This is a genomic window from Mesobacillus stamsii (assembly GCF_030814065.1).
In the GTDB taxonomy this organism is placed as follows: domain Bacteria; phylum Bacillota; class Bacilli; order Bacillales; family Cytobacillaceae; genus Mesobacillus; species Mesobacillus stamsii.
Window position 1 is genome coordinate 38,310 of sequence record NZ_JAUSUN010000015.1, and the last position, 20,714, is coordinate 59,023.

Annotated in this window: 21 protein-coding genes and 1 pseudogene; 20 read left to right on the top strand and 2 right to left on the bottom strand. The window is 41.3% G+C overall.

From position 1 onward, the window contains the following. The first annotated feature begins 8 nt into the window (after positions 1-8). The 9 genes and pseudogenes from J2S25_RS12545 (at position 9) to J2S25_RS12585 (ending at position 8,583) form a co-directional block, all read left to right on the top strand. The gene (locus J2S25_RS12545) at positions 9-413 is read left to right on the top strand and encodes a DUF4279 domain-containing protein (protein ID WP_044390388.1); all 405 of its coding nucleotides are present in this window, start codon (positions 9-11) and stop codon (positions 411-413) included. Positions 414-632: 219 nt separating this feature from the next. Continuing rightward, positions 633-1,865: pseudogene (locus J2S25_RS12550) on the top strand (ISL3 family transposase). Positions 1,866-2,159: 294 nt separating this feature from the next. Continuing rightward, positions 2,160-2,939: a hypothetical protein gene (locus J2S25_RS12555; protein WP_307192067.1), complete on the top strand. Its 780-nt coding sequence runs from the start codon at positions 2,160-2,162 to the stop codon at positions 2,937-2,939. 12 nt (positions 2,940-2,951) lie between these two features. Continuing rightward, positions 2,952-3,338 carry a hypothetical protein gene (locus tag J2S25_RS12560; RefSeq protein ID WP_307192068.1) on the top strand — a complete coding sequence of 129 codons (387 nt, stop codon included), beginning with the start codon at positions 2,952-2,954 and terminating at the stop codon, positions 3,336-3,338. A gap of 206 nt (positions 3,339-3,544) precedes the next feature. Further along, positions 3,545-4,288, top strand: coding sequence for a Fic family protein (locus tag J2S25_RS12565; protein ID WP_044392909.1), 744 nt, complete (start codon positions 3,545-3,547; stop codon positions 4,286-4,288). Between the two features lie 186 nt (positions 4,289-4,474). Then, positions 4,475-6,139 (top strand): ribonuclease J1, encoded by a 1,665-nt coding sequence (gene rnjA, locus J2S25_RS12570; RefSeq protein WP_044392908.1) that lies wholly within the window; start codon positions 4,475-4,477, stop codon positions 6,137-6,139. Between the two features lie 281 nt (positions 6,140-6,420). Continuing rightward, a complete protein-coding gene (locus tag J2S25_RS12575) occupies positions 6,421-7,290 on the top strand; it encodes a cation diffusion facilitator family transporter (protein WP_044392906.1) in 870 nt (289 codons plus the stop codon). Between the two features lie 21 nt (positions 7,291-7,311). Beyond that, positions 7,312-8,256 (top strand): TRM11 family SAM-dependent methyltransferase, encoded by a 945-nt coding sequence (locus J2S25_RS12580; RefSeq protein ID WP_307192069.1) that lies wholly within the window; start codon positions 7,312-7,314, stop codon positions 8,254-8,256. Between the two features lie 144 nt (positions 8,257-8,400). Further along, on the top strand, positions 8,401-8,583 hold the full coding sequence (locus tag J2S25_RS12585; RefSeq protein ID WP_307192070.1) for a DUF3896 family protein: 183 nt from the start codon (positions 8,401-8,403) through the stop codon (positions 8,581-8,583). Positions 8,584-8,616: 33 nt separating this feature from the next. Here J2S25_RS12585 and J2S25_RS12590 read toward each other — a convergent pair whose 3' ends face one another. Then, complete coding sequence (locus J2S25_RS12590) at positions 8,617-9,114, bottom strand: hypothetical protein (RefSeq protein ID WP_307192071.1); 498 nt, start codon at positions 9,112-9,114, stop codon at positions 8,617-8,619. A 99-nt stretch (positions 9,115-9,213) separates the two neighbouring features. On the opposite strand from J2S25_RS12590, the gene J2S25_RS12595 reads away from it, so the two are divergent. From J2S25_RS12595 to J2S25_RS12640, 10 genes are all read left to right on the top strand, one after another. Beyond that, positions 9,214-9,798 (top strand): vWA domain-containing protein, encoded by a 585-nt coding sequence (locus J2S25_RS12595; protein WP_307192072.1) that lies wholly within the window; start codon positions 9,214-9,216, stop codon positions 9,796-9,798. 228 nt (positions 9,799-10,026) lie between these two features. Continuing rightward, positions 10,027-11,070: a hypothetical protein gene (locus J2S25_RS12600; protein ID WP_307192073.1), complete on the top strand. Its 1,044-nt coding sequence runs from the start codon at positions 10,027-10,029 to the stop codon at positions 11,068-11,070. A gap of 161 nt (positions 11,071-11,231) precedes the next feature. Further along, the gene (locus tag J2S25_RS12605) at positions 11,232-11,918 is read left to right on the top strand and encodes a response regulator transcription factor (protein ID WP_307192074.1); all 687 of its coding nucleotides are present in this window, start codon (positions 11,232-11,234) and stop codon (positions 11,916-11,918) included. A gap of 85 nt (positions 11,919-12,003) precedes the next feature. Continuing rightward, positions 12,004-13,305 (top strand): HAMP domain-containing sensor histidine kinase, encoded by a 1,302-nt coding sequence (locus J2S25_RS12610; protein ID WP_307192075.1) that lies wholly within the window; start codon positions 12,004-12,006, stop codon positions 13,303-13,305. A gap of 89 nt (positions 13,306-13,394) precedes the next feature. Next, positions 13,395-13,613, top strand: coding sequence for a hypothetical protein (locus tag J2S25_RS12615; protein ID WP_307192076.1), 219 nt, complete (start codon positions 13,395-13,397; stop codon positions 13,611-13,613). Positions 13,614-13,754: 141 nt separating this feature from the next. Further along, entirely contained in the window at positions 13,755-14,135 is a 381-nt protein-coding gene (locus tag J2S25_RS12620) for a GntR family transcriptional regulator (protein WP_044392893.1), read from the top strand. Next, the gene (locus J2S25_RS12625) at positions 14,135-15,037 is read left to right on the top strand and encodes an ABC transporter ATP-binding protein (protein WP_307192077.1); all 903 of its coding nucleotides are present in this window, start codon (positions 14,135-14,137) and stop codon (positions 15,035-15,037) included. Before J2S25_RS12620 ends, J2S25_RS12625 begins: the two co-directional genes overlap by 1 nt. Further along, entirely contained in the window at positions 15,012-15,764 is a 753-nt protein-coding gene (locus tag J2S25_RS12630; protein ID WP_307192078.1) for a hypothetical protein, read from the top strand. Before J2S25_RS12625 ends, J2S25_RS12630 begins: the two co-directional genes overlap by 26 nt. After that, complete coding sequence (locus J2S25_RS12635) at positions 15,761-16,453, top strand: hypothetical protein (RefSeq protein WP_307192079.1); 693 nt, start codon at positions 15,761-15,763, stop codon at positions 16,451-16,453. Before J2S25_RS12630 ends, J2S25_RS12635 begins: the two co-directional genes overlap by 4 nt. Positions 16,454-16,717: 264 nt before the next feature. Beyond that, entirely contained in the window at positions 16,718-18,316 is a 1,599-nt protein-coding gene (locus J2S25_RS12640; RefSeq protein WP_307192080.1) for an aspartate:alanine exchanger family transporter, read from the top strand. Positions 18,317-18,388: 72 nt separating this feature from the next. Here J2S25_RS12640 and J2S25_RS12645 read toward each other — a convergent pair whose 3' ends face one another. Further along, entirely contained in the window at positions 18,389-18,838 is a 450-nt protein-coding gene (locus tag J2S25_RS12645) for an Lrp/AsnC family transcriptional regulator (protein WP_044392883.1), read from the bottom strand. A gap of 272 nt (positions 18,839-19,110) precedes the next feature. Between J2S25_RS12645 and J2S25_RS12650 the strand changes: the two genes are divergently transcribed. After that, positions 19,111-20,670, top strand: coding sequence for an ABC transporter substrate-binding protein (locus J2S25_RS12650; protein WP_052806993.1), 1,560 nt, complete (start codon positions 19,111-19,113; stop codon positions 20,668-20,670). Positions 20,671-20,714 lie beyond the last annotated feature (44 nt).

Consider the following 20,714-nt stretch of genomic DNA (forward strand, 5'->3'; position numbering starts at 1 on the left):
CTGATAAAATGGCTGGAACAGAGATTTGTGTGGAATTTAATATAATCGGAGATTATTTTCAGGAAGAGGAGATTTCAAATATTTTAGAACTGATTCCTTCTGAATTTTATCGTAAAGGTGACGCGATAAAAAATCGTACCTTAGTACGAAAAGAAACGTGTTGGACAATTAGTTCGGGGTTTGAAGAGTCCTTAGACATAAATGAACAGATAAAAAAAATTTTATATAGTCTTCAAAATAAAAGTGAAGAATTAAATTTTTTAAAGAAAGAATTAAACCTTGATTATTTATTAACCATCATAATAAATGTCCAAGAAGAAAATGTACCTGCAATGTATTTCGAATCAAATGTATTAGGTTTCATTAATAATATTTCAGCAGAAATAGATATAGATTTATATTTATTCTCTTAGAAATATCCTTTTATTTTAAATTCTTTAATTGTTACAATATGCAGAAAGTCGAATATCCATCCTTAATGGATTTCGGCTTTTTGCATTATTTAAACAATAAGATTTCAGAACAATTATAATAAAAGAAGTTGCTTCCTCGCTTTTTAGTATTTAGTTTAAAATCTCATAGCGCTGTCCATACTGGAGAAAAAAGTAAAATTCCAGGGAGTGGACCGCTTTATGAAAGAGAACCAAGAAAAATATAATGTATTTGAATCAGCGTTAGAAATACCTGAGCCATGGTATGTTTTTCATCATGAGTTAGCCAAAGAGGAAGAAACACTTCATATTTATCTTGAATACAGAAAAGGTGCCAAATTTTCCTGTCCCAACTGTGACTCACCAGGATGTAAGGTTCATGATATTCAGGATCAAGACCGTACTTGGAGGCACCTCGACTTTTGGCAATTTCAAACAATACTTCACGCAAGAATGCCTAGAGTGAAGTGTGAGTCGTGCGGAAAAATTCGTACCGTTGTTATTGATTGGGCACGCCCAGGATCTGGCTTTTCCTTGCTTTTCGAATATCATGTCCTGTCATTGATGGTGGAAATGCCGGTTGCAGCAGTTGCACGTAAAGTTGGTGAACATGATACCCGTCTTTGGCGAGTCTTTAAATACTACGTTGATAAAGCAATTGAAAACATCGATGTATCGAATGTGAAAAGTATAGCTATGGATGAAACCTCCCGTACAAGAGGTCATAAGTACGTGACGTTATTTGTTGATATGGACACCAAACGAGTCATTTTTGTCACAACAGGGAAAGGGGCAGAGGTATGGAAGAAATTCTGCCAATTCCTTGATAAGAAAGGAGTGGAATGTTCCCAAATAAAAGAATTCTGTTCCGATATGTCTCCTTCCTTTATTTCAGGAATAGAAGAAAATTTCCCAGAAGCATCGATTACATTCGATAAGTTTCATGTGATGAAAATGGTTAATGAAGCACTAGACAAGGTGCGAAGACAAGAACAGGCTACTCAACCCGAACTAAAACATTCACGCTTTGTATGGCTTAAGAACCAAGAAAATCTGACCGAAAAACAAAAAGTTCAATACGCTAAATGAAAGGATATGGATTTAGCGACAGGCCGAGCATACCGAATGAAATTGTCCCTGCAGAATATGTTTACTAAATCAGTGGGCTTCTCTGAATTCTACTTTGATGAGTGGTGTAATTGGGCAATTCGATCTCAACTGGAGCCAATGATTAAATTAGCACAATCGCTCAAAAAGCATAAAGTCGGGATTTTGCGATGGTTTAAAACCAAATTAACAAATGGTCTGCTTGAAGGAATAAATAGTCTGGTTCAAGCTGCCAAAAGAAAAGCACGTGGATATCGCTCCCCTGAAAATTTTATAGCAATGATATACGCAACGGTTAATAAGATGGACTTGATAATGGAATCGTAACTAGCATTGGTTTGTCTCGATAAACAAAAAAGAACGCGTTACAGTATGGAGCCATGTATCGCTCGCAACTGAACACATTCCTTGTCCGGTTTTGAATTTTTCTTTTGTTTTTAGTTAGGTGTCCAATACCGACGGCGAGCAGGAATGGCAGATACTACTGGCCTATTAAATTGTTTTTTCAACATTAAATAGCGAAGAGCCAATTTATTCTACTTTCATTATTATCAGGAATTAATTATTAAACTAACGATCGTTATAAACAATATTTATAATCTTTTGAACAGAGGTGCATGAATGGAAAGAGTTCAAATCCCACAAGACGTTGAAACGATTGTCAGTACATCAAGCAAGGGTGATCAATCGAAATGGTTAGTAGAAAATAAGTGGATTAAGGAGAATACCCTTGGCTACGAAAACATGGCGGAATATGTTGATTCTCTTGTTTTGGATAGCTCAACCTTACCGAAAAATTCCTTCATTCCTTATATACCCTGTTTAATTGAGAAGCAGGATGGTACGGTTAAAGAAGGCTGTTATTCTGTAGATTTTCGTGGCCATCTGCAAGAAGTAACACTTGAACGGTTATTTGAAGCAAACTTCGAGACTACTGATGACATTTTAAATAATACACGCTACTCCGTAGAAGATAGATTTCACTTGATAACGGAGAAGGTACACCAGTTCACAGGGTTAGATGTTTCTCATCAAATTGCGCAAATGCTAGCATTCGATACGTTCATTCTGAATGAAGATCGTCATACAAATAACATTTTTTTACTTTTTGATCCTAAAATGGAAGCCTGGCAGCTCGCTCCAATTTTTGACCACGGTTTAAGCTTGTTATCGGATTATCCTAGTGGAATACCAATCAATATTTTAAAAAGAAAAGTAAAAGCCAAACCTTTCAGTTCTTCATTTGCGAAACAGTTGACCTTATATAAAGGAGAGCCCTTCATTATCCGTGAGTTACTACTTGCAAAATTAGATGAAGCCCCATACGATTTAGGAAGGGCAAAAGACGTTGTACTCTCACAATTAGACGATTCACAACTACAAAGACTAATCATTGATTAGGAAGGTGTCAAAATGATTGACTATATGGAATTTGATGTAATGCTTTTTGATGATGTCATAGCAACCGTAAAATTAAAACCAAGTGGGAGCGATAAGCCCTACGTCATCAATTATATAAAAGGTTTTAATAAACAATTCTCACCTAATCCAGAGGGTTACATTACAAAAGATGAATTGGAAAAATGGCTAAAATGGCGTGTGTTTCCCGAAACAAGAGTCAATGCTGATGAATTACTTGCTGCACTCGGTTTAAAAAGCTACAATCGCTGGGCGATAGTTCGTAAAACACATGGTGTCATGTCTGATGATGAGATATGGTTGCGTTTTAAAGGTGAAACATTAAAGCATAGGGATGTAACATTACGTAAATCACTTTATTATCCTGATGAGGTTGTATAGGTTTTCAGGCACCTGGACACCGGTAATGTTACCGTTGACGTCATATGTGTAAACACATGCTGCGGTGCCATTTGCCTTGTTTATTTAGATGGAACAGCGATTTCGTACGATATTAACTTTATTAGTAATGACTCGTTTAGTGAATATTTGGTATAATATAGAAAAGGAAAAATGATGTAACACTTTAATTAAAGGATGGTGTTCATATGTATGAAGTTATAACCAAATTAAAAAAAGAACTAGACGACCGTAGACCATTAAATCAAAATGTAGTAAAGAATTTAAGGGAAACCATCCGAGTACTATGGACTTACCATTCAAATGCCATTGAGGGAAATACTCTTTCCTTAGTAGAGACAAAAATTGTTCTTGAAGAAGGGATTACTATAGGAGGAACTACCCTTCGAGAACATTTTGAAATTATAAATCATGCTGAGGCCATAGACTACATAGAGGATATTGTAAATAGAGATATCGAACTATCTGAAAGTGTACTCAAGGATATTCATAGATTGATTCTAAGAAACATTGACGTATCAAATGCAGGGAAATATCGTAACATTGATGTTTATATTCAAGGAAGTCAACATATCCCGCCGCAACCTTTTTTAGTTGAGCCTCAAATGCAAGATTTATTTCTGTGGTATTCACAAAACAAGGGTTCAATCCATCCAGTTGAATTAGCAGCAAAATTTCATTTTAAATTTGTATATATCCATCCTTTTATCGATGGAAATGGTCGGACAGCTAGACTGTTAATGAATTTAATATTAATGAAAGGCGGCTATCCTCCAGCAATTTTAAAATCCGATTCAGAACAACGGGTAAAATATTATAAAGCTTTAGAAAAAGCTAGTGTAGATAATAATATTGAAGATTTTGTTCAATTTGTTGTAGATAATGTAGAAGATAGTTTAAGGATGTATCTGAGGGTGGCTAGACCTAAATGATAGCCACCCTTTTCTATATTAAATTTTCTGGAGGTTGGGTTATACAAAAATACCCTATTTGTTAAAAAGAATAAATTGTGATATATTTTAATCATTCAATCCCCTATTTTCTCCAGCCAATTTCTTCACTATTCTTTTTTATCATCTTTGATAAATACATTTGCACAAAGAAACAGGAGCTGAACTATGGAAAAGAAAGTAAAAAAAGATCTCAAAATTTTCGCTTTAGGCGGTCTTGGTGAGATCGGAAAAAATACGTATGTAATCGAATACAAAAATGAAATGGTCCTTGTGGATTGCGGTATCAAGTTTCCGGATAATGAATTGTTTGGAATTGATTATGTGCTCGCGGATTATACTTATTTGAAACAAAACCAGGACAAGCTAGTCGGGATTTTTGTCACCCATGGCCATGAAGACCATATTGGCGGACTGCCGTTTTTGCTCCAGGATGTGAAAGCACCGATTTATGGCGGTGATTTTGCAATCGAGTTAATCAAGTCCAAACTTTTGGAACACAAAATTAAGGGTGTCCAGTTCCATCAAATTAACAATGATACGGTTGTCGAATTTCAGAATATCAAGGTTCGCTTTTTCCGGACAACGCACAGTATCGCCGATTCTTTTGGGGTTGCGGTGACGACTCCGGAAGGAAATATCGTCCACACAGGTGATTTCAAATTTGATTTAACTCCGGTTGGCAAAGGTACTGATTTCCAGAAGATTGCTGAAATCAGCGGTGAAGGAGTGCTATGCCTGTTATCTGACAGTACGAACAGTGAGAAGCCGGGCTTTTCTGTTTCTGAGCAACGTGTCGGGGAAGCAATCGAGGATATTTTCCAAACAGTGGACGGCCGCGTGATCTTTGCAACGTTTGCCTCGAATATTGACAGGGTTCAGCAAGTGGTACAATCTTCGCTAAGATACAAGCGCAAAATTGCGATTGTTGGCCGCAGCATGGAAAAAACCTTCGAGATTGGCCGCAGATTAGGCTATATTACTGCTCCGGACGAAGCGTTCGTCAGTGTCAATGAAATCAATCATATTCCGAGCAGCCAGCTGACGATTATCTGTACGGGAAGCCAGGGTGAACCGATGGCTGCGCTTGCGAGAATTGCAAACGGCACACACAGACAAATTGCCGTCATTCCTGGGGACACGATTGTCTTTTCTTCATCTCCAATTCCTGGAAATACGGTTAGCGTTAACCGAGTGATTGATAAACTGCACCGAATCGGCGCAGATGTCATTCATCATAAAATCAGCGAAGTCCATACTTCTGGACATGGCAAGCAAGAAGAACAGAAGCTTATGATTAAGCTGCTGAATCCAAAATTTTTCATTCCAATTCACGGGGAATATCGCATGCTTGATCAGCACGTGAGGCTGGCAATGCAGTGCGGAATTCCGCGGGAGAATAGCTTTATTTTAGATAATGGCGATGTTCTTGAGTTGTCTAGCGAAGGCGGCGAGGTTACAGGAAAAGTGCCAGCACAGCCTGTTTATGTTGATGGAAACGGGATTGGCGACATCGGACAGATCGTGCTCAAAGACAGAAGGGTGCTGTCACAGGATGGGCTTGTTATTGTCACGATGACGATCGACCGTGAGAAAAAGCAGCTTATCAACAAACCATCCGTTGTTACAAGAGGGTTCGTCTACGTCAGAGAATCAGGCGATCTTATGAAAAATGTCGAAGAACTGATTACCGATAAAATGGTAACGGAATTGGCAGGCGGCACAAGAGACTGGTCGAGTATCAAAAAGGCGGTCATTGATGTCGTCCATCCCTTCCTGTACAGCAAAACAGGCAGAAGACCAATGATCTTGCCAATTATCATGGAAGTATAATTAGAAAAGCGATCCTTAATTGGATCGTTTTTTGTTCAACGGAAGAAACATTTATAATCAACGTAGGTTTTATGCCATAATAAGACAATGTTCTTCCTTTTTGTGTTTTCGAGAAAGTTGAGAGAATCGCCTCCCGAAACAGCGGACACGTGTCGGTTTGGAAACAGAATTCGTTTGCATGAAGGAAATTTTTTAGCCAAAAAGGGAAAAAAGAGGTTTCTATAGACTTATTCGCTTTTTCATTGTTAAAATGTTTTAGCAGGTGATTGGAGGCTGTTCCATTGAATGAACAACGGTATTCAAATTTAAAACAAGGTGAACGCGGTGCTATGATCAGTATCGCTGCATACATATTGCTGTCCACTTTAAAATTATTTGTTGGCTACATCAGCGGTTCAGAGGCATTGAAGGCGGATGGATTAAATAATACGACGGATATATTAGCATCGATTTCGGTTCTAATTGGGCTAAGGCTGTCGCAAAAACCGGCAGATGAGGACCATTTATATGGGCATTGGAAGTCTGAGATGGTTGCGTCTATGGTCGCGTCCTTCATTATGGTCATTGTTGGTATCGAGGTTTTATACAGTACTATAAGGATGATTTCTGAAGGCACCAAGGAAGCGCCTGATATGATTGCCGCCTGGACAGGCTTGTTTTCGGCATTCGTAATGTATGCCGTTTATCGTTATAATCGAAACCTTGCACGCAAAATAAATAGCCATTCGGTCATGGCCGCGGCAAAAGATAATCTATCGGATTCATGGGTAAGTATCGGTGCTGCAGTCGGCATCCTTGGATCCCAATTTGGTTTGCCTTGGCTTGACCCAGTTACCGCCGTGATCGTAGGCTTGCTGATCTTAAAAACAGGCTGGGATATTTTCCGTGATGCATCCCACCAGCTTACAGATGGTTTTGATGTAGACCTAATTAAAAAATATAAACAAACCATCTTTACTATTTCTGGTGTAAAGGGAATAAATGATCTAAAGGCAAGGAACTACGGCAATAATATCGTCGTTGATTGTGTTATCACTGTGAACCCATCACTTGATATCAGCACAGCACATGATATTTCCACGATGGTCGAACAGAAGCTGATGGAGGAGTTCGACATCTATGACGTCCATGTCCATGTGGAGCCAGATTGATTTGAAAGGATATGATGGTACGTGATCTCCCATGGCTCTTATTTATACAATTACGCATTTCCGGAAGAAGAAAAATCATTATGCATGCTGGAAATGAGATCCTTTTTCGGAAAGGACGAGGAAGCAGGCATATTGGAAAGCAGTTTCGAAATCGATCCAAGCAGAAGCCCATTTATAAGGGAACGAATGGATCTATTTTTCAAGGCGAAGGATTTTCAACAATTGATTGCTATGGTAAAAAAATGGAAACTTGGTGAATCAACTTTTAAAGTGCAGTATGTAAAAGCGGCTGGTCTCAAAAAACTTACTTTTGAAGCGAGACGGAGGATTGAACGTGAAGTTGGCCTGGCTATGAAAGGAATTCCTGAGCTGAAAAAACCGGATCTTATTCTTGGCATTCTCGAGGTCAATGGCTGGTGGTATTTTGGCCAGCTCCATAGCAGTGAACAGCTTTGGCTGCATCATCAGCACAAACCCCACAGCTATTCAACGGCGTTGAGCACACGAGTCGCCAGAGCGGTAGCCAATATTGCCGTTCCCGATCCAGCAAAGGCAAAAGCAATCGATCCATGCTGCGGCATAGGTACCGTCGTGGTGGAGGCACTGTCAATGGGGATCGATATCGTTGGCAGTGATCACAATCCGCTGATCCTCGAAGGTACCCGTGAAAACATCGCACACTTCGGCTACTCAACAGAAATAAAACTTCTCGACCTGATGGAAGTTACAGGGCATTATGATGTAGCTATAATCGATATGCCTTATAATCTGTGTTCGGTAATTACTGCACAAGAGCAGCTGGATATGCTCCAGAACACAAGAACTTTTGCCGATAAAGCAGTCATCGTCACGATAGAGCCAATCGATCCCATCATTCGGTCAGCGGGTTTTGAAATTATCGACCGCGGCATTGTAAAAAAAGGCAACTTCACTAGAGAAGTCATCGTATGCAGGAAGGCGTCATAAATAGTTTAGCGCTTTTCCGCATCGTGCGAGCATTCTCAACAAGATTTCACAAAATCACAATAATTTCACTGATACCCTAAAGGGTGTGCGGAGTATAATAAACATATAAAGAAAGCGATTTCATTATAAGGAAGGGTGTTGGATATGGACTATCTTGAAGTAAAATCTCATTTAGAAAAATGGCAGATGCAGCTGGCGAATAAAATGCAGCATCCAGACCTATCTATTGATGAAAAAAACGAACTACAAAGAACAATCGCTAATTATGATTATATTATTGAATTGACATGCATGAATCATTTTGAGCGAGGATCAGTCATTCATTAAATATTGAAAGGGCTTGCCATAGATGACCAGCGCCTAAAAGCCATTCCCTAACGGCTTTTGACTGAAATAATCAAGAGCGTAGTTAACCTGGTGGATGTCATAAATATTTTTTTCAAGGCAAAACTGAATGACAAGGTCGGATGTCTCACTGTCCGATAAAGAATAGCCGGCAGAGCTTAATAGCTTGTCGGCTTCCTTTTTGCTCAATTCCAGAGCAAGTGCGAGGGCAATCACGGTACTCTTGCTCGGCCGGTAGTCAGGGTTCGAGCGGATTTTTGAAAAATGCCTCCGATCCATTCCCGCCTTTTTATAAATCGCAGCGTCGGTTGCGTTTTTGTTATCAATGTAGCCAAACAGTACTTTTTGCAAGGTTGGCTTGCGTTTTTTTTCGATAAAATCTTCCATTTCTAGCGGGGAAATGCTTTCGAGCACATAATCCTCATTGTGGGATATTGAGTGATGATAAACAACAACTATCAATTTCTCTTCAATATATTCTTGCAGTTCTTCTAAAACGTGGTGATCAAGCATGTGGCGAGCCTCCCTAAAAAAATGTCGCTTATCAGGCGACCAATATATGGATGAATCTAGCTATGATTATAACAGAATCAGATTAGGAGGAAGACGGACATGAATAAGAATTTAACAGAAATCATTTTTTTGCTCGACCGCAGCGGTTCAATGGCCGGGCTGGAAAGCGATACGATCGGCGGCTTCAATGCATTCGTGAAAAAACAATCAGAGCTTGCAGGTGAAACAATCGTGACAACTGTGCTTTTTGATGATGAATACGAGGTCCTTTGGAGTGGAATAGACACCAGGAATGCGAAGCTTACAGCGGATGAGTATTTTGTCCGCGGTACCACTGCGCTGCTGGATGCGGTAGGGAAAACGATCCTGGACGTCGGATACCGGCTGGCAAAATCATCGGAAAACCGGAGGCCAGGTAAAGTCCTTTTCGTCATCACCACTGACGGAATGGAAAACGCAAGCCAGGAGTTCACATATGAAAAAGTGAAAGAACTGATCCAGCATCAGCAGGAAAAATACAACTGGGAGTTTCTTTTTTTGGGGGCTAATATTGACGTTGCCAATGAAGCTGAAAATCTCGGAATTACTCTTGGCAACTCTTTTTCCTATGAAGCCACTGAAAAAGGAATCGAAAAAATGTATGAGAGGCTGTCCGAGTCAATCACAGAAAAAAGGATGAAATAATTCAGTAGGGACATAAACTAGGAGCCAAATTTTGTTGCTGACATCTACCGGACATGAAAAAATCCCCCAAAAATGAAATGTCCAAGCAGTACCCGGTTTTCAATTGCCAAATGTTTTTTCAATTTTTTTCAGTCTGACATTTTGCTGACATAATCAACCTGTAAATTATAAGTATAAGGTTCATGCACAACCTGAACCTAAAAATGAAATTTATAGGAGGATATTAAAATGAAAAAGAAATCAGTTATTGGATTTACCGTTGCAGGTGCATTATTGCTGGGAGGCTATGCTACTACTTCCATCGCGAATGCTGATAGTACTACAGGTACTGTTGAAAGCTCTGCCACTACAGCAGCAACCGCTGTTAAAAGCTTCTTCGGAAACGGGTCAGGGCATATGGGGAATATGGGAAATATGGGAGGCAATTCAGAAGTCTTGAACCAAAGGGCTAAGGATCTTGGCATCAGCACTTCCGGTAAAGACCCTAGAACCTTAATGGGTGAAATTCGTGAGGCAACCCTCACTAGCAAAGCGAAAGAACTTGGAATCACTACGGACGGCAAAGATCTTACAGCGCTTGCCGAGGAAGTTCAGCTGGCCAACCTTAAGGAAAGAGCGAAGGATCTTGGCGTTTCTGCCGATGGGAAGGATGCAGACGCACTTCGAAATGAAATTCAGTTAGCAAACCTGAAGGAAAAAGCGAAGGAACTCGGAGTATCTACCGACAACAAGGATGCTCAGGCTCTAATGGAAGAAATCCGCACAGCAAACTTGAATGAAAAAGCGAAAGAGCTAGGGGTCTCTACAGAAGGCAAGGACTTGGCTACGCTTCAGCTGGAAGTCCATACTGCCTATGTCAATCAACAGGCTAAAGAACTTGGAATTACAGTAGACGGCAAAGACATTCGGGAAATCGCCCGAGCAGTTATGGATAAAAAGGTCGTAAACCTTGCAAACGAAATGGGAATTTCTACAGCAGATAAGGATACTCAGCAACTGATCCAGGAGATTAGGGATAAAGATGCAGACAAGCTTGACACGCTGTTTGAAGATGGAATGGGCCGCTTTGGAATGACAGGTTTCGGCGGCATGGCACAAGGTAGCGGATTTGGCGGCGGTCATGGTGGAATGGGACAAAAAGGCGGATTTGGCAGCCAAGGTCAAATGGGTCAACAAGGTGGTTTCAGTGGAATGGGTCAAAATGACGGTTTCGGTGGAAAAGGAGGTCGTGGCGGCGGCATGGGCTACAATAATGGCGGCCAAGGTTTATAACAAAGGGTTTTTCTTAAGATAACGGAAACAGCCTAAACAATATTATTTATCTATGTCCCCCGGTACAAAACGGGGGATTTTTCTTGTAAAATAACAATATAGATCATTTCATCAAGAAGTGTCAGCCTAAAGGGACAGGCAGGATAAACGGGAGGACGGCAATGAAAACAATTTTAATAGTGGAAGACGAGCAAACGATTTCAAGAGTACTAGCGGTATATATGAAGCATGAAGGCTATGAGGTAGTGCAGGCGTATGATGGCGGAGAAGGACTGTCAATATTTACGCAGAGTAAGCCGGATCTTGTGCTGCTGGATGTCATGCTCCCTGAAATGAATGGTTGGGAAATTTTAAAAGAAATTCGCAAAATTAGCGCCTGTCCTGTTATTATGCTGACAGCATTGGGAGAGATTGATTATCGTTTGAAGGGCTTGAATCATGGCGCGGACGACTATATCTCCAAGCCGTTCGTCGGCGAAGAAGTGGTAGCCCGGGTCAATGCCGTGCTGCGCCGCTCCTCGAATGTCCTTGAAACAGAAAATGAGAAACAATTTGGCAGCTTAAAAATTAATATGGACTCACATGTCGTCACGGTAAATGGGGAAAAAGTGGTGCTGACGCCAAAGGATCTCAATCTACTTATCTTCTTGGTTGCAAGGCCAAACCGGACCTTTACGAGAGAAGATTTGATCGAAAATGTTTGGGGAATGGATTATGACGGAAGTGACCGAGCTGTGGATCTATCCATCAAACGCATTCGGCAATCGCTTGCAGATTGGCCAGCTGAACAGGGAGAAATCAGGACATTAAGAGGATTGGGGTATCAATTTAGTGTTTACGATAAATAATAAACCAACAACCCTACTGAGATACTGGACGACGAGGTATCTCCTTACACTGGTTGCCGGGCTCCTATTGCTAGGGGCCGGGTCAATGTGGTGGATCAGGCAAACCACGTTGGATAACCGGTTGAATTTAATGGAGTACCTGGCGGTTGAAACAGCGGATCGACTAGGACAATTCACCGAGAAGAATGATTATGGCGGTCTAGACCTTAGAATGCAGGAAAGAGCCAGGATTCTTCAAATGGAAAATCAGCCTCAGCTATTCATTACCGATTTGGAAGGGATGATTCTGAATTCCTGGCCGATGATGGGGGGAGGGGCTCCACACCACGCCGAAGGAGAAATACCTGCTTCTGTATTTAAAAATGAAGATTCGATTAATCAGGTAAATCAAAATGGCCAGCAAGTCTACATTGTAAAATCCCCTATCTTAATGAATGACCATCAAACCGGATGGGTAGTAGTGATGCAAAATGCCGACAAATTAGCTGATTTCAATCAGGAATACCGGCTGTTGATTGTTTTATTGCTGGGACTTGGTTTGCTTGGTTGGATCGTCATTTATCTGCTCACCAAAAAAATTCTCAAACCGATTCAGGATGTCGCAAGAGCAGCAGCACAAGTTCGGGAAGGGAATTATGCGATCAAATTGGATTCGAATCCAAAAGAACTTGAAATACACCAACTTGTCACTTCCTTTAAAGATATGACTAATCGCCTGACACAGTTAGAGCAAATGCGGGCCGAACTGCTCGCTGGGGTAACGCATGATTTGAAAACGCCTGTTACCTCCATCAGTGGCCTCGTCCAAGCAGTGCGGGATGGAATCGTGACTGGGGAGGAGCGTCAAGAATTCCTCGATATCACGCTAAAAGAAATCCAAAGATTACAAAGTATGATTTCCGATTTGCTTGAGTTTAACTCCCTGGCCGCGGGTGCCTTCACTATCCGGCCGGAAAATTGTGATTTGAACAAGCTTGTTGAGGACATTGGCCGGCAATGGAGGGTAACACAAACTGAACCTGTGAATCTCAACGTGGTTACCCCAGAAACGACCGTTTACAAAATAATCGATCCGCTCCGTCTGCAGCAAATCCTGATCAATCTATTGAATAACTCTCATCAGGCAATCGATGATTCGGGTTCCATCTCCATCATACTTTCTGAAGAAGGAATTGATGTAAAAGATACAGGACAAGGAATTCCGGAGGAAGAACAGGCACTCGTATTTGAACGTTTTTTTCGCGGAGAGAAAAAGAAACTCAAAGTCAGGGGTCTTGGCCTCGGCCTGCCTTTCAGCAAGATGCTGGCCAGGTCGATGGGGGCCGATCTACTTTTAAAAGAGAGCAATCGTCGGGGAACGACATTTTCCCTTGTGTGGGTCAGCTAAGCTGATCTATTTTTTTGAAAAAAGGTTGGTTTATTTTTCCTGTTTTGCTATGATGGAAATAAAACCAGGAAAGTTTGGAGTGAAGTTCCATGACCGGAACCATAACGATCATCATGGTGTTTTCAATCCCGCTCGTTGCCATCATCTCAAGTCATTATCAAAAAGTGGCAAAAATCAAACATACTATGTTGAAGGATGAAATCGAGCTTGAACGGCTCAAGCATGAAAACTACCTGCTTGAAACAGAAAAGATGAAGCTGGAGCTTTCGAAGCTAGAAAGCCCACTCGATCGGACGAATGCATTATAACCCCCCCCTCGTGTACTACGATGGGGGTTTTTATTTTTCAATCGGTGGAATGGTTAAATTTCCCTTGAATGGCTATATAGTATAGTGTATAGTACATTATAACAGTAATGTACTATGTTACTTGTTGAAGGAGGTGCGGGGTTGATTCTTAATTCAGATAGCATGAAGCCAATTTACGTTCAGATTGCTGAGTGGCTGGAAACGGAGATTCTAAGCGAAAGCATCAAGAAGGATGAGAAGGTTCATTCACAATATCAGCTAGCGGAAATGCTGAATATCAATCCGGCGACAGCGGCAAAAGGATTGAATCTGTTAGCGGATGAAAGCGTTCTTTATAAAAAGCGCGGTCTTGGTATGTTTGTAACGGAGGATGCAAAAATGATTATCTCGGCGAAACGGAGAAACCAGACATTGAAGTCAATGGTACGAGAGTTGGTGCAAGAGGCAGATCTTCTTCAGGTGACGGAGGAGGAGTTGAGTGAGATGATCCAGGCAGCCAAACGGGAAGTGAAGGGGGATTGATGAGTGTGCTTGAATTCAATAAAGTAACGAAAATATATGGAAAGAAAAAAGTACTGGATGAGTTGACGTTTTCCATCGGGGAGAATAAGATCACAGGGCTGATTGGCAGGAATGGAGCCGGCAAGACGACAATGCTGCAAATCGCCGCTGGTTTCATACGGGAGAGTTCAGGTGAGGTAAGGGTATTTGGCGAAAGTCCATTCAATAATCTGTCGGTGTCAGCGAATATGGTCATGGTGGATAATGATATGAATCTGCCAGCATCGCTGAGTCTGGATGAACTATTGGACTCGGCAGCAAGTTTTTACCCAAACTGGGACATGAAATTGGCCAGGAATCTAATGAGCTATTTCCGTCTTGATCTGAAGCAGCACCATACAGGATTGTCGAAAGGGATGAAGAATACTTTTCATGCGATTTTGGGGCTGGCCTCCCGCTGTCCGTTGACGATCTTTGATGAGCCGACAAACGGGATGGATGCTGGCGTTAGGAAGGATTTTTACCGGGCGTTGCTAAAAGACTATCTTGCCAACCCAAGGACAATCATCATTTCAAGCCATCATCTGAACGAAGTTGAGGACCTCTTGGAAGACATCTTGGTCTTAAAGGATGGAAGGCAATTGTTGCATATGACGGTTGAAGACATGCGAGAGTATGCAGTCATAGTCAGCGGAAGAGATGATATGCTGAACGACTGGCTTTCTGGACATGAACTATTCCATCGCAATAGTACTGACTTTGGCAAAAGCTATGCGTTGATTCGCAATAATTTGTCAGAAGGTCAGATAACTTCAGCTATGAACAAGGGCTTAAAGTTCTCGACGATTTCCAATGAAGATCTTTGTCTGTACTTGACGAGCCAGGAGAAAGGCGGGATTGATGATGTCTTTACCAAAAACTAGTCTCTGGGATATTGTAAAAAAGCAATTCCGATTCAAATTGAAATCCTATCGGGGAATGTTCACTTCTCTGATGATGCTGCAAATCATTGGAATTCTGTTTTCGTTAGGAGGAGAAGGAGGTGGGGGAGGCGGCTCAGACTCTTTTAGTTATGAAATGAAATATTATTCAGGGTCTTTTATCCTTGCTTTTATGATGATCTGGGCGTTCATTTCGGCAATTATTGTAACAACCAAAGCGTATCGATTTGATGATTACGCATTTGTCGCCAACAGAATGAGCAGCAACTTAGCAAATATCCTGTTCCTTGGCTGGGCAAGTATTATTGGAGGAGTTACTTTCCTGCTGGCGAGCCAGTCTTTGAAGCTGTCAGTCTTGATCCTCCAGGAGCAAGATTACATCGTAAGCCAACGATTATCAATGTTACAGATGGCAGAGGGCCTTGTTGGAATCATCCTATATCTGTTTCTTTTCACGGCGCTGGGCTATCTGGTCGGGATGCTAGTCCAAAGAAATAAAATTTTCATCATCCTCCTTCCAGCCTTGCTTTTCGGTAGTTTGTTTATTAGTGTGTTCTTTGCAAGTGAATCTTCCCTATTGATTGATGTTGGACGCATTTTTGTGAAGGAAACCTCCTTCCTGTTGTTCCTTTTAAAGGTTCTGTTTGCATCAACTGTTGCCTTCGGATCGGCAATATTTCTCTCAGACAACCTGGAGGTGAGAAAATGAGTCTGATTATTTTGCTCTTTATTCTCCTATTGGCCTTTATTGGTTTGGCAAATTTTTCAGGTAGATTTACAAGCCCCAGATTCTTGAGTGGGAGCAGCACAACAAAAATGTTCACTGTGTATATCATTGTCTTACTTTGCACAGCATCCCTTTCTTTTGTTGTTCCGAAGGGAGAATCCTATCAGGGAGATTATTTGACAGAACAGGAAATGCTGCAAAATGAACGTTTGAACAGCGATATTTATTCGATTGTCGAATCAGGAAAAATCGAGGAAGCCAACGGACTGTCGAAGAAGAAATCATGGGAATTTCCTATTGAAGGGGAAGAATTGAACATCGAGTCAAAGAGTTCGAGTGCCATGGTTTTTATCGAAAAAGTTAAATCCATCGAGGACAAGATCGAAGTTACCCATTACTCTACCTTTTCGTATGTAGATAATATTGATATCACTGATCGTTTCACTTCCCCGGAGGTAGAGCTGATCGAGACAACTTTGAAAATCTTGCCTCAGGATCATGTGAACATTCAACTTGTAAAGTACACGAAGGCCTTTCCGTTTACCCAATTTGCTGAAGATGGCGAGCAGTTCAACCGCAGAAATGGGATGATGCAGGGACTAGACTTCATCTATATCAAGGTTCCTGGGAAGATGGAAGTGTCTGGTGAAGGTTATGTGGTCAACGAGTAAGCCGAGGATATTTATCAACCGATTTAAGAGACTCAGCTTCGAGTCTCTTTTTCAATTGGAAAAACTCGCTATAAAAAGAAAGGTTAGTACTGATTTTACGAAAATGGTTGTAAAAGTGAAGTGGAAAACGCATAGAAAAACGTTTTCATCAGAGGGATGTTGTTTTTGTAATAAATTCGTCAATTCTTGATTAGGAAATGGTCCTTTGTCGTGATATTCTATGTTGTGTAGAATTTCACAAACGTACTATTGGAGGAATCATCTATGGACTTCATAAAAGGTTTGCTTGCGGAACCATTAATTTTATTATTCGTGATTTTATTTCTTGGCTCTGCACTTGGGGAAATCAAAATACGCGGACTTAGTCTTGGAACGTCTGGGGTTTTGCTGGCCGCCATGGTGTTTGGACATTTCGGCTACCAAGTGTCACCAGTCATCCAGCAGCTGGGACTTGGCTTATTTATCGTTGCCGTTGGCTTGTCAGCAGGACCGCGCTTTTTCCGAATGATGAAAACGAGCGGGATTGTGTTCGGCATCATTAGCTTGCTGATCGTTCTGATCGCTTCGATTACGACGATCATCGTGTCCAAACTATTCCATCTTTCCCCAGCATTGAGCATTGGAATCATGACGGGTGCGCTTACGAGTACCCCGGGTTTAGCTGCTGCACTTCAAGCCACTGGCGATCCGCTTGCCTCTGTCGGCTACGGGATTGCTTACCCATTCGGCGTCCTCGCAGTGGTACTGTTCGTACAGCTGTTGCCACGAATGCTGAAGGTCGATCTCTCGGAGGATCTGAAAAAGAAATCAGGCCCTATCCGCAATGATGAGTCGCCTGAAGTCATAACGATAGAGGTGATGACTCCTGCTATTAATAAGCGAACGCTAAAAGAGCTAAAAATCAACCGAAATAATTCCGTCGTGATCAGCCGGGTCATCCGTGGAGATCGGAATATCATCGCACTTAATGATACCGTTATTCTGGTAGGAGACAGATTAGTCGCTGTCGGATTGCCTAACGATTTGAAAAAACTTTCCAAGGGGATCGGCCGTGAAGTGGAGACGAACACCGCCAACCATGACAATGTAGAACTCCGTAAAGTCACGGTGGACGCACTCGAATTAATTGGGAAGACAATCAAGGATCTTGAATTGAGACGCACTTATGGTGTAACAGTTACAAGAATAGAACGAGGCGGTTTTGAATTCAATCAAAATTCAAAGTGGCGGCTTGAACGCGGAGATATTCTGACACTAGTCAGCAGCAAGGGCAGGTTGGATGATGTCGAAAAACTATTCAGCAGAAAAAAATGGACCGTGACCAATATCCACATCTTATCGCTCAGTCTAGTTTTGCTGCTTGGTGTTTTTGCCGGGATGATACCAATTCACTTCCCGAATCTCGGCACCATTTCATTCGGTGTCGCTGGCGGGCCGTTATTCATTGCTTTAATCATTGGCCATTTTGGAAGACTCGGCCCTATTCATGCCAGATATTATCAGCCGTCAAACCAGGTCATCCGTGATATCGGATTAGTCTTGTTCCTTGCAGGTGCCGGTACGACCGCCGGAAAAGGCATCGTCGAAGTCATTCAGCAGGAAGGCTTCAATCTTGTCATTGGCGGTGCGATTATCACAATCCTGCCACTAATTGCCGGATTTTTTATCGCTAGAAAGCTTTTCAAGCTCAGCATCATTCACTCATTAGGAGCACTATGCGGCGGAATGACAAGCACTCCCGGACTTGGCGCAGCCAACCAGCCATTGGACTCAGAAGACGCATCCATCGCCTATGCTGCCGCCTACCCATTCGCACTAATTTCAGTCGCAGTTGCATCTCAAGTATTGATTTTCTTTTTATAATAGTGGCAAAAGGACTTAGGTGCAATTATGTTTTTGTCCTTTTGCAATTTTGGCGTTATTTTTTGGCTCAATCTACAATTTCAAACCTGTACGGCTTTTGAATCTCCGAAGTAAAATATGGCTTTCCACTCTTGTAATTCCTTCTAGGCTGTATAATTCTTCGTTAATGAAATTCTCCAACCTAATAAAATCCTCTACTAAAACATGCATATGTAGGGTACTCGGCCCTGTCATCTGATAACAGCTTGCAACACTGGGATTGTTCGCGAGGGCTTCTGCAACGTTTACGAGAGAGGAAGGCTCACAATCAACTTCAAAAAAGGCAGATACAGCCTTTCCTACTTTCTCCGAATTGATTACGGCAGAAAATTTTTCTATGATACCTTCCTTTATTAATTGATTGACTCTTTCCCGGATTGCTACCCTAGATAGATTTAATTCTTTTCCGATGTCGACGTAGGACATTCGTCCATTTTCAGCTAAAAGTTGCAAAATCATGCGGTCCGTGTCATCAATTTTCATTCAAACACCACTTTTCCATTAACATTAGTAGATTTATATTATCTTACAATTGATTGGAATATCAATATGAACTGGAAAAATAATAAAAAATACCAGGAAAAATCTTTAATTTTTTCTGAATATTATATAGATTTTTTTAATTCCCTGTATTATAATAATACGAAATTCAAAATGATATTTAAATTAGTGAAACGCTTTCGTAAAGTAGAATTTTGGAACTATATGCCTACTTTTGTTAAGAAAATGTTTCGCAAAGAGGGGGAAAAGAAAAAGTGAGAAAGAAAGTAAAAGTATTTGCAGCAGTATTGATGAGTTTATTATTGCTTCTAACTGGATGCAACAATAGTAATTCTTCTAGTTCAAAAACAGAAAAATCAGCAACTACTAACACTCCGGAAAAAACGGACAAAACAGAACTGGTAGTTGGTCTGGACGATGATCCGCCGCAGTTGGATCCACATTTCTCTACAGCTGCGGTTGATCGCCAAATCTTCCACAGTATCTATGATAAGCTGGTTGACGTGGATAAAGAGCTTAACTTTGTTCCAATGCTTGCAGAAAAGTGGGATATTTCAGAGGATGGCAAAACTTACACCTTCACACTGCAAAAGAATGTTAAGTTCCATGATGGAACCCCGTTCAATGCTGAAGCGGTTAAATTCAACTTTGAACGCATGATGGATCCTAATGCAGGTTCACCGCGTGCATCTGAACTATCTACCATTGAAAAGTTAGAAGTGGTCGACGAAACAACATTGAAGGTTGTGCTGTCAGAACCGTACAGTCCATTCCTTGCAGCACTATCTGACCGGGCTGGCATGATGGTTTCCCCTACAGCGGTAAAAGAAAAGGGCAAAGACTTTGCTAATTCTCCTGTAGGTACTGGTCCGTTCAAATTTGTATCCCGTGTTAAGCAAGACAAAATTGAAGTAGAAAAGAATGCAGACTATTGGAACGGTGCGCCAAAGTTTGAGAAAATCGTTTATCGTCCATATGCCGATGAGAACGTCAGACTGACAAACCTGACATCTGGTGATGTTGATATCATTAGCAAGGTTCCGCCAAAAGATGTCGAAAAGCTTAAAAATGATTCAAACCTTACCTTATCTGAAGCAGGAGCGCTTGGATTCCAGGGGCTGTATTTGAACCATAAGAGCGAACCATTCAACAATAAAGCACTTCGCCAGGCGTTGGATTTGGTCATCGATCATGACGCAATTATTAAAGTAGCCCTTCGCGATACAGCAGTAGATTCAGCAGGTGCGATCCCTCCTGGAACATGGGCATATGACGAAAGTATTAAACCGAAGAAGAAGGATATTGAAAAAGCGAAGAAAATCATGGCTGACGCCGGTTATCCGGATGGATTCGAATTCACGCTACAGCTATCTCCAAAGCCAGTAGAGGAACAAATTTCACAAATGATCCAATCCATGGCTAAAGAAGCGGGTATCAAGGTGAATCTTGAAATGGTTGAGTTTGGAACAATGCTTGATAACATGGATAACTTCAAATTTGATGCAGTTCGTTTGGGATGGAGCGGAAGAACCGATCCAGACGGTAATATCTACGCCTTGTTCCATACAGATGGTTCTATCAACTATGGGTATTCCAATCCTAAAATGGACGAGCTTCTAGAAAAAGCTCGCATTGAGACAGATCAGAAAGAACGAAAGAAAATTTATTCCGAAGCTACAAAGCTAGGTCAAGAAGAAGTTCCATACATCTTTCTTTATCATGAGAAGGATTACAAAGCATACAAGAATAACCTGCAAGGGTATAATCACATCGCGGACCAAATGATGCGCTTTCATGACGTTTCATTTAAATAGCCCCATTTACATGACTCGGCTTGGAGACCAGTTTCCAGGCCGAA

What these genes read in the sequence shown, in the direction of transcription:
- J2S25_RS12545 (WP_044390388.1), top strand. Translation starts at nt 9, where the DNA reads ATGGCTGGAACAGAGATTTGTGTGGAATTTAATATAATCGGAGATTAT.
- J2S25_RS12555 (WP_307192067.1), top strand. Translation starts at nt 2,160, where the DNA reads ATGGAAAGAGTTCAAATCCCACAAGACGTTGAAACGATTGTCAGTACA.
- J2S25_RS12560 (WP_307192068.1), top strand. Translation starts at nt 2,952, where the DNA reads ATGATTGACTATATGGAATTTGATGTAATGCTTTTTGATGATGTCATA.
- J2S25_RS12565 (WP_044392909.1), top strand. Translation starts at nt 3,545, where the DNA reads ATGTATGAAGTTATAACCAAATTAAAAAAAGAACTAGACGACCGTAGA.
- rnjA (WP_044392908.1), top strand. Translation starts at nt 4,475, where the DNA reads ATGGAAAAGAAAGTAAAAAAAGATCTCAAAATTTTCGCTTTAGGCGGT.
- J2S25_RS12585 (WP_307192070.1), top strand. Translation starts at nt 8,401, where the DNA reads ATGGACTATCTTGAAGTAAAATCTCATTTAGAAAAATGGCAGATGCAG.
- J2S25_RS12590 (WP_307192071.1), bottom strand. Translation starts at nt 9,114, where the DNA reads ATGCTTGATCACCACGTTTTAGAAGAACTGCAAGAATATATTGAAGAG.
- J2S25_RS12595 (WP_307192072.1), top strand. Translation starts at nt 9,214, where the DNA reads ATGAATAAGAATTTAACAGAAATCATTTTTTTGCTCGACCGCAGCGGT.
- J2S25_RS12600 (WP_307192073.1), top strand. Translation starts at nt 10,027, where the DNA reads ATGAAAAAGAAATCAGTTATTGGATTTACCGTTGCAGGTGCATTATTG.
- J2S25_RS12605 (WP_307192074.1), top strand. Translation starts at nt 11,232, where the DNA reads ATGAAAACAATTTTAATAGTGGAAGACGAGCAAACGATTTCAAGAGTA.
- J2S25_RS12610 (WP_307192075.1), top strand. Translation starts at nt 12,004, where the DNA reads ATGTGGTGGATCAGGCAAACCACGTTGGATAACCGGTTGAATTTAATG.
- J2S25_RS12615 (WP_307192076.1), top strand. Translation starts at nt 13,395, where the DNA reads ATGACCGGAACCATAACGATCATCATGGTGTTTTCAATCCCGCTCGTT.
- J2S25_RS12625 (WP_307192077.1), top strand. Translation starts at nt 14,135, where the DNA reads ATGAGTGTGCTTGAATTCAATAAAGTAACGAAAATATATGGAAAGAAA.
- J2S25_RS12635 (WP_307192079.1), top strand. Translation starts at nt 15,761, where the DNA reads ATGAGTCTGATTATTTTGCTCTTTATTCTCCTATTGGCCTTTATTGGT.
- J2S25_RS12640 (WP_307192080.1), top strand. Translation starts at nt 16,718, where the DNA reads ATGGACTTCATAAAAGGTTTGCTTGCGGAACCATTAATTTTATTATTC.
- J2S25_RS12645 (WP_044392883.1), bottom strand. Translation starts at nt 18,838, where the DNA reads ATGAAAATTGATGACACGGACCGCATGATTTTGCAACTTTTAGCTGAA.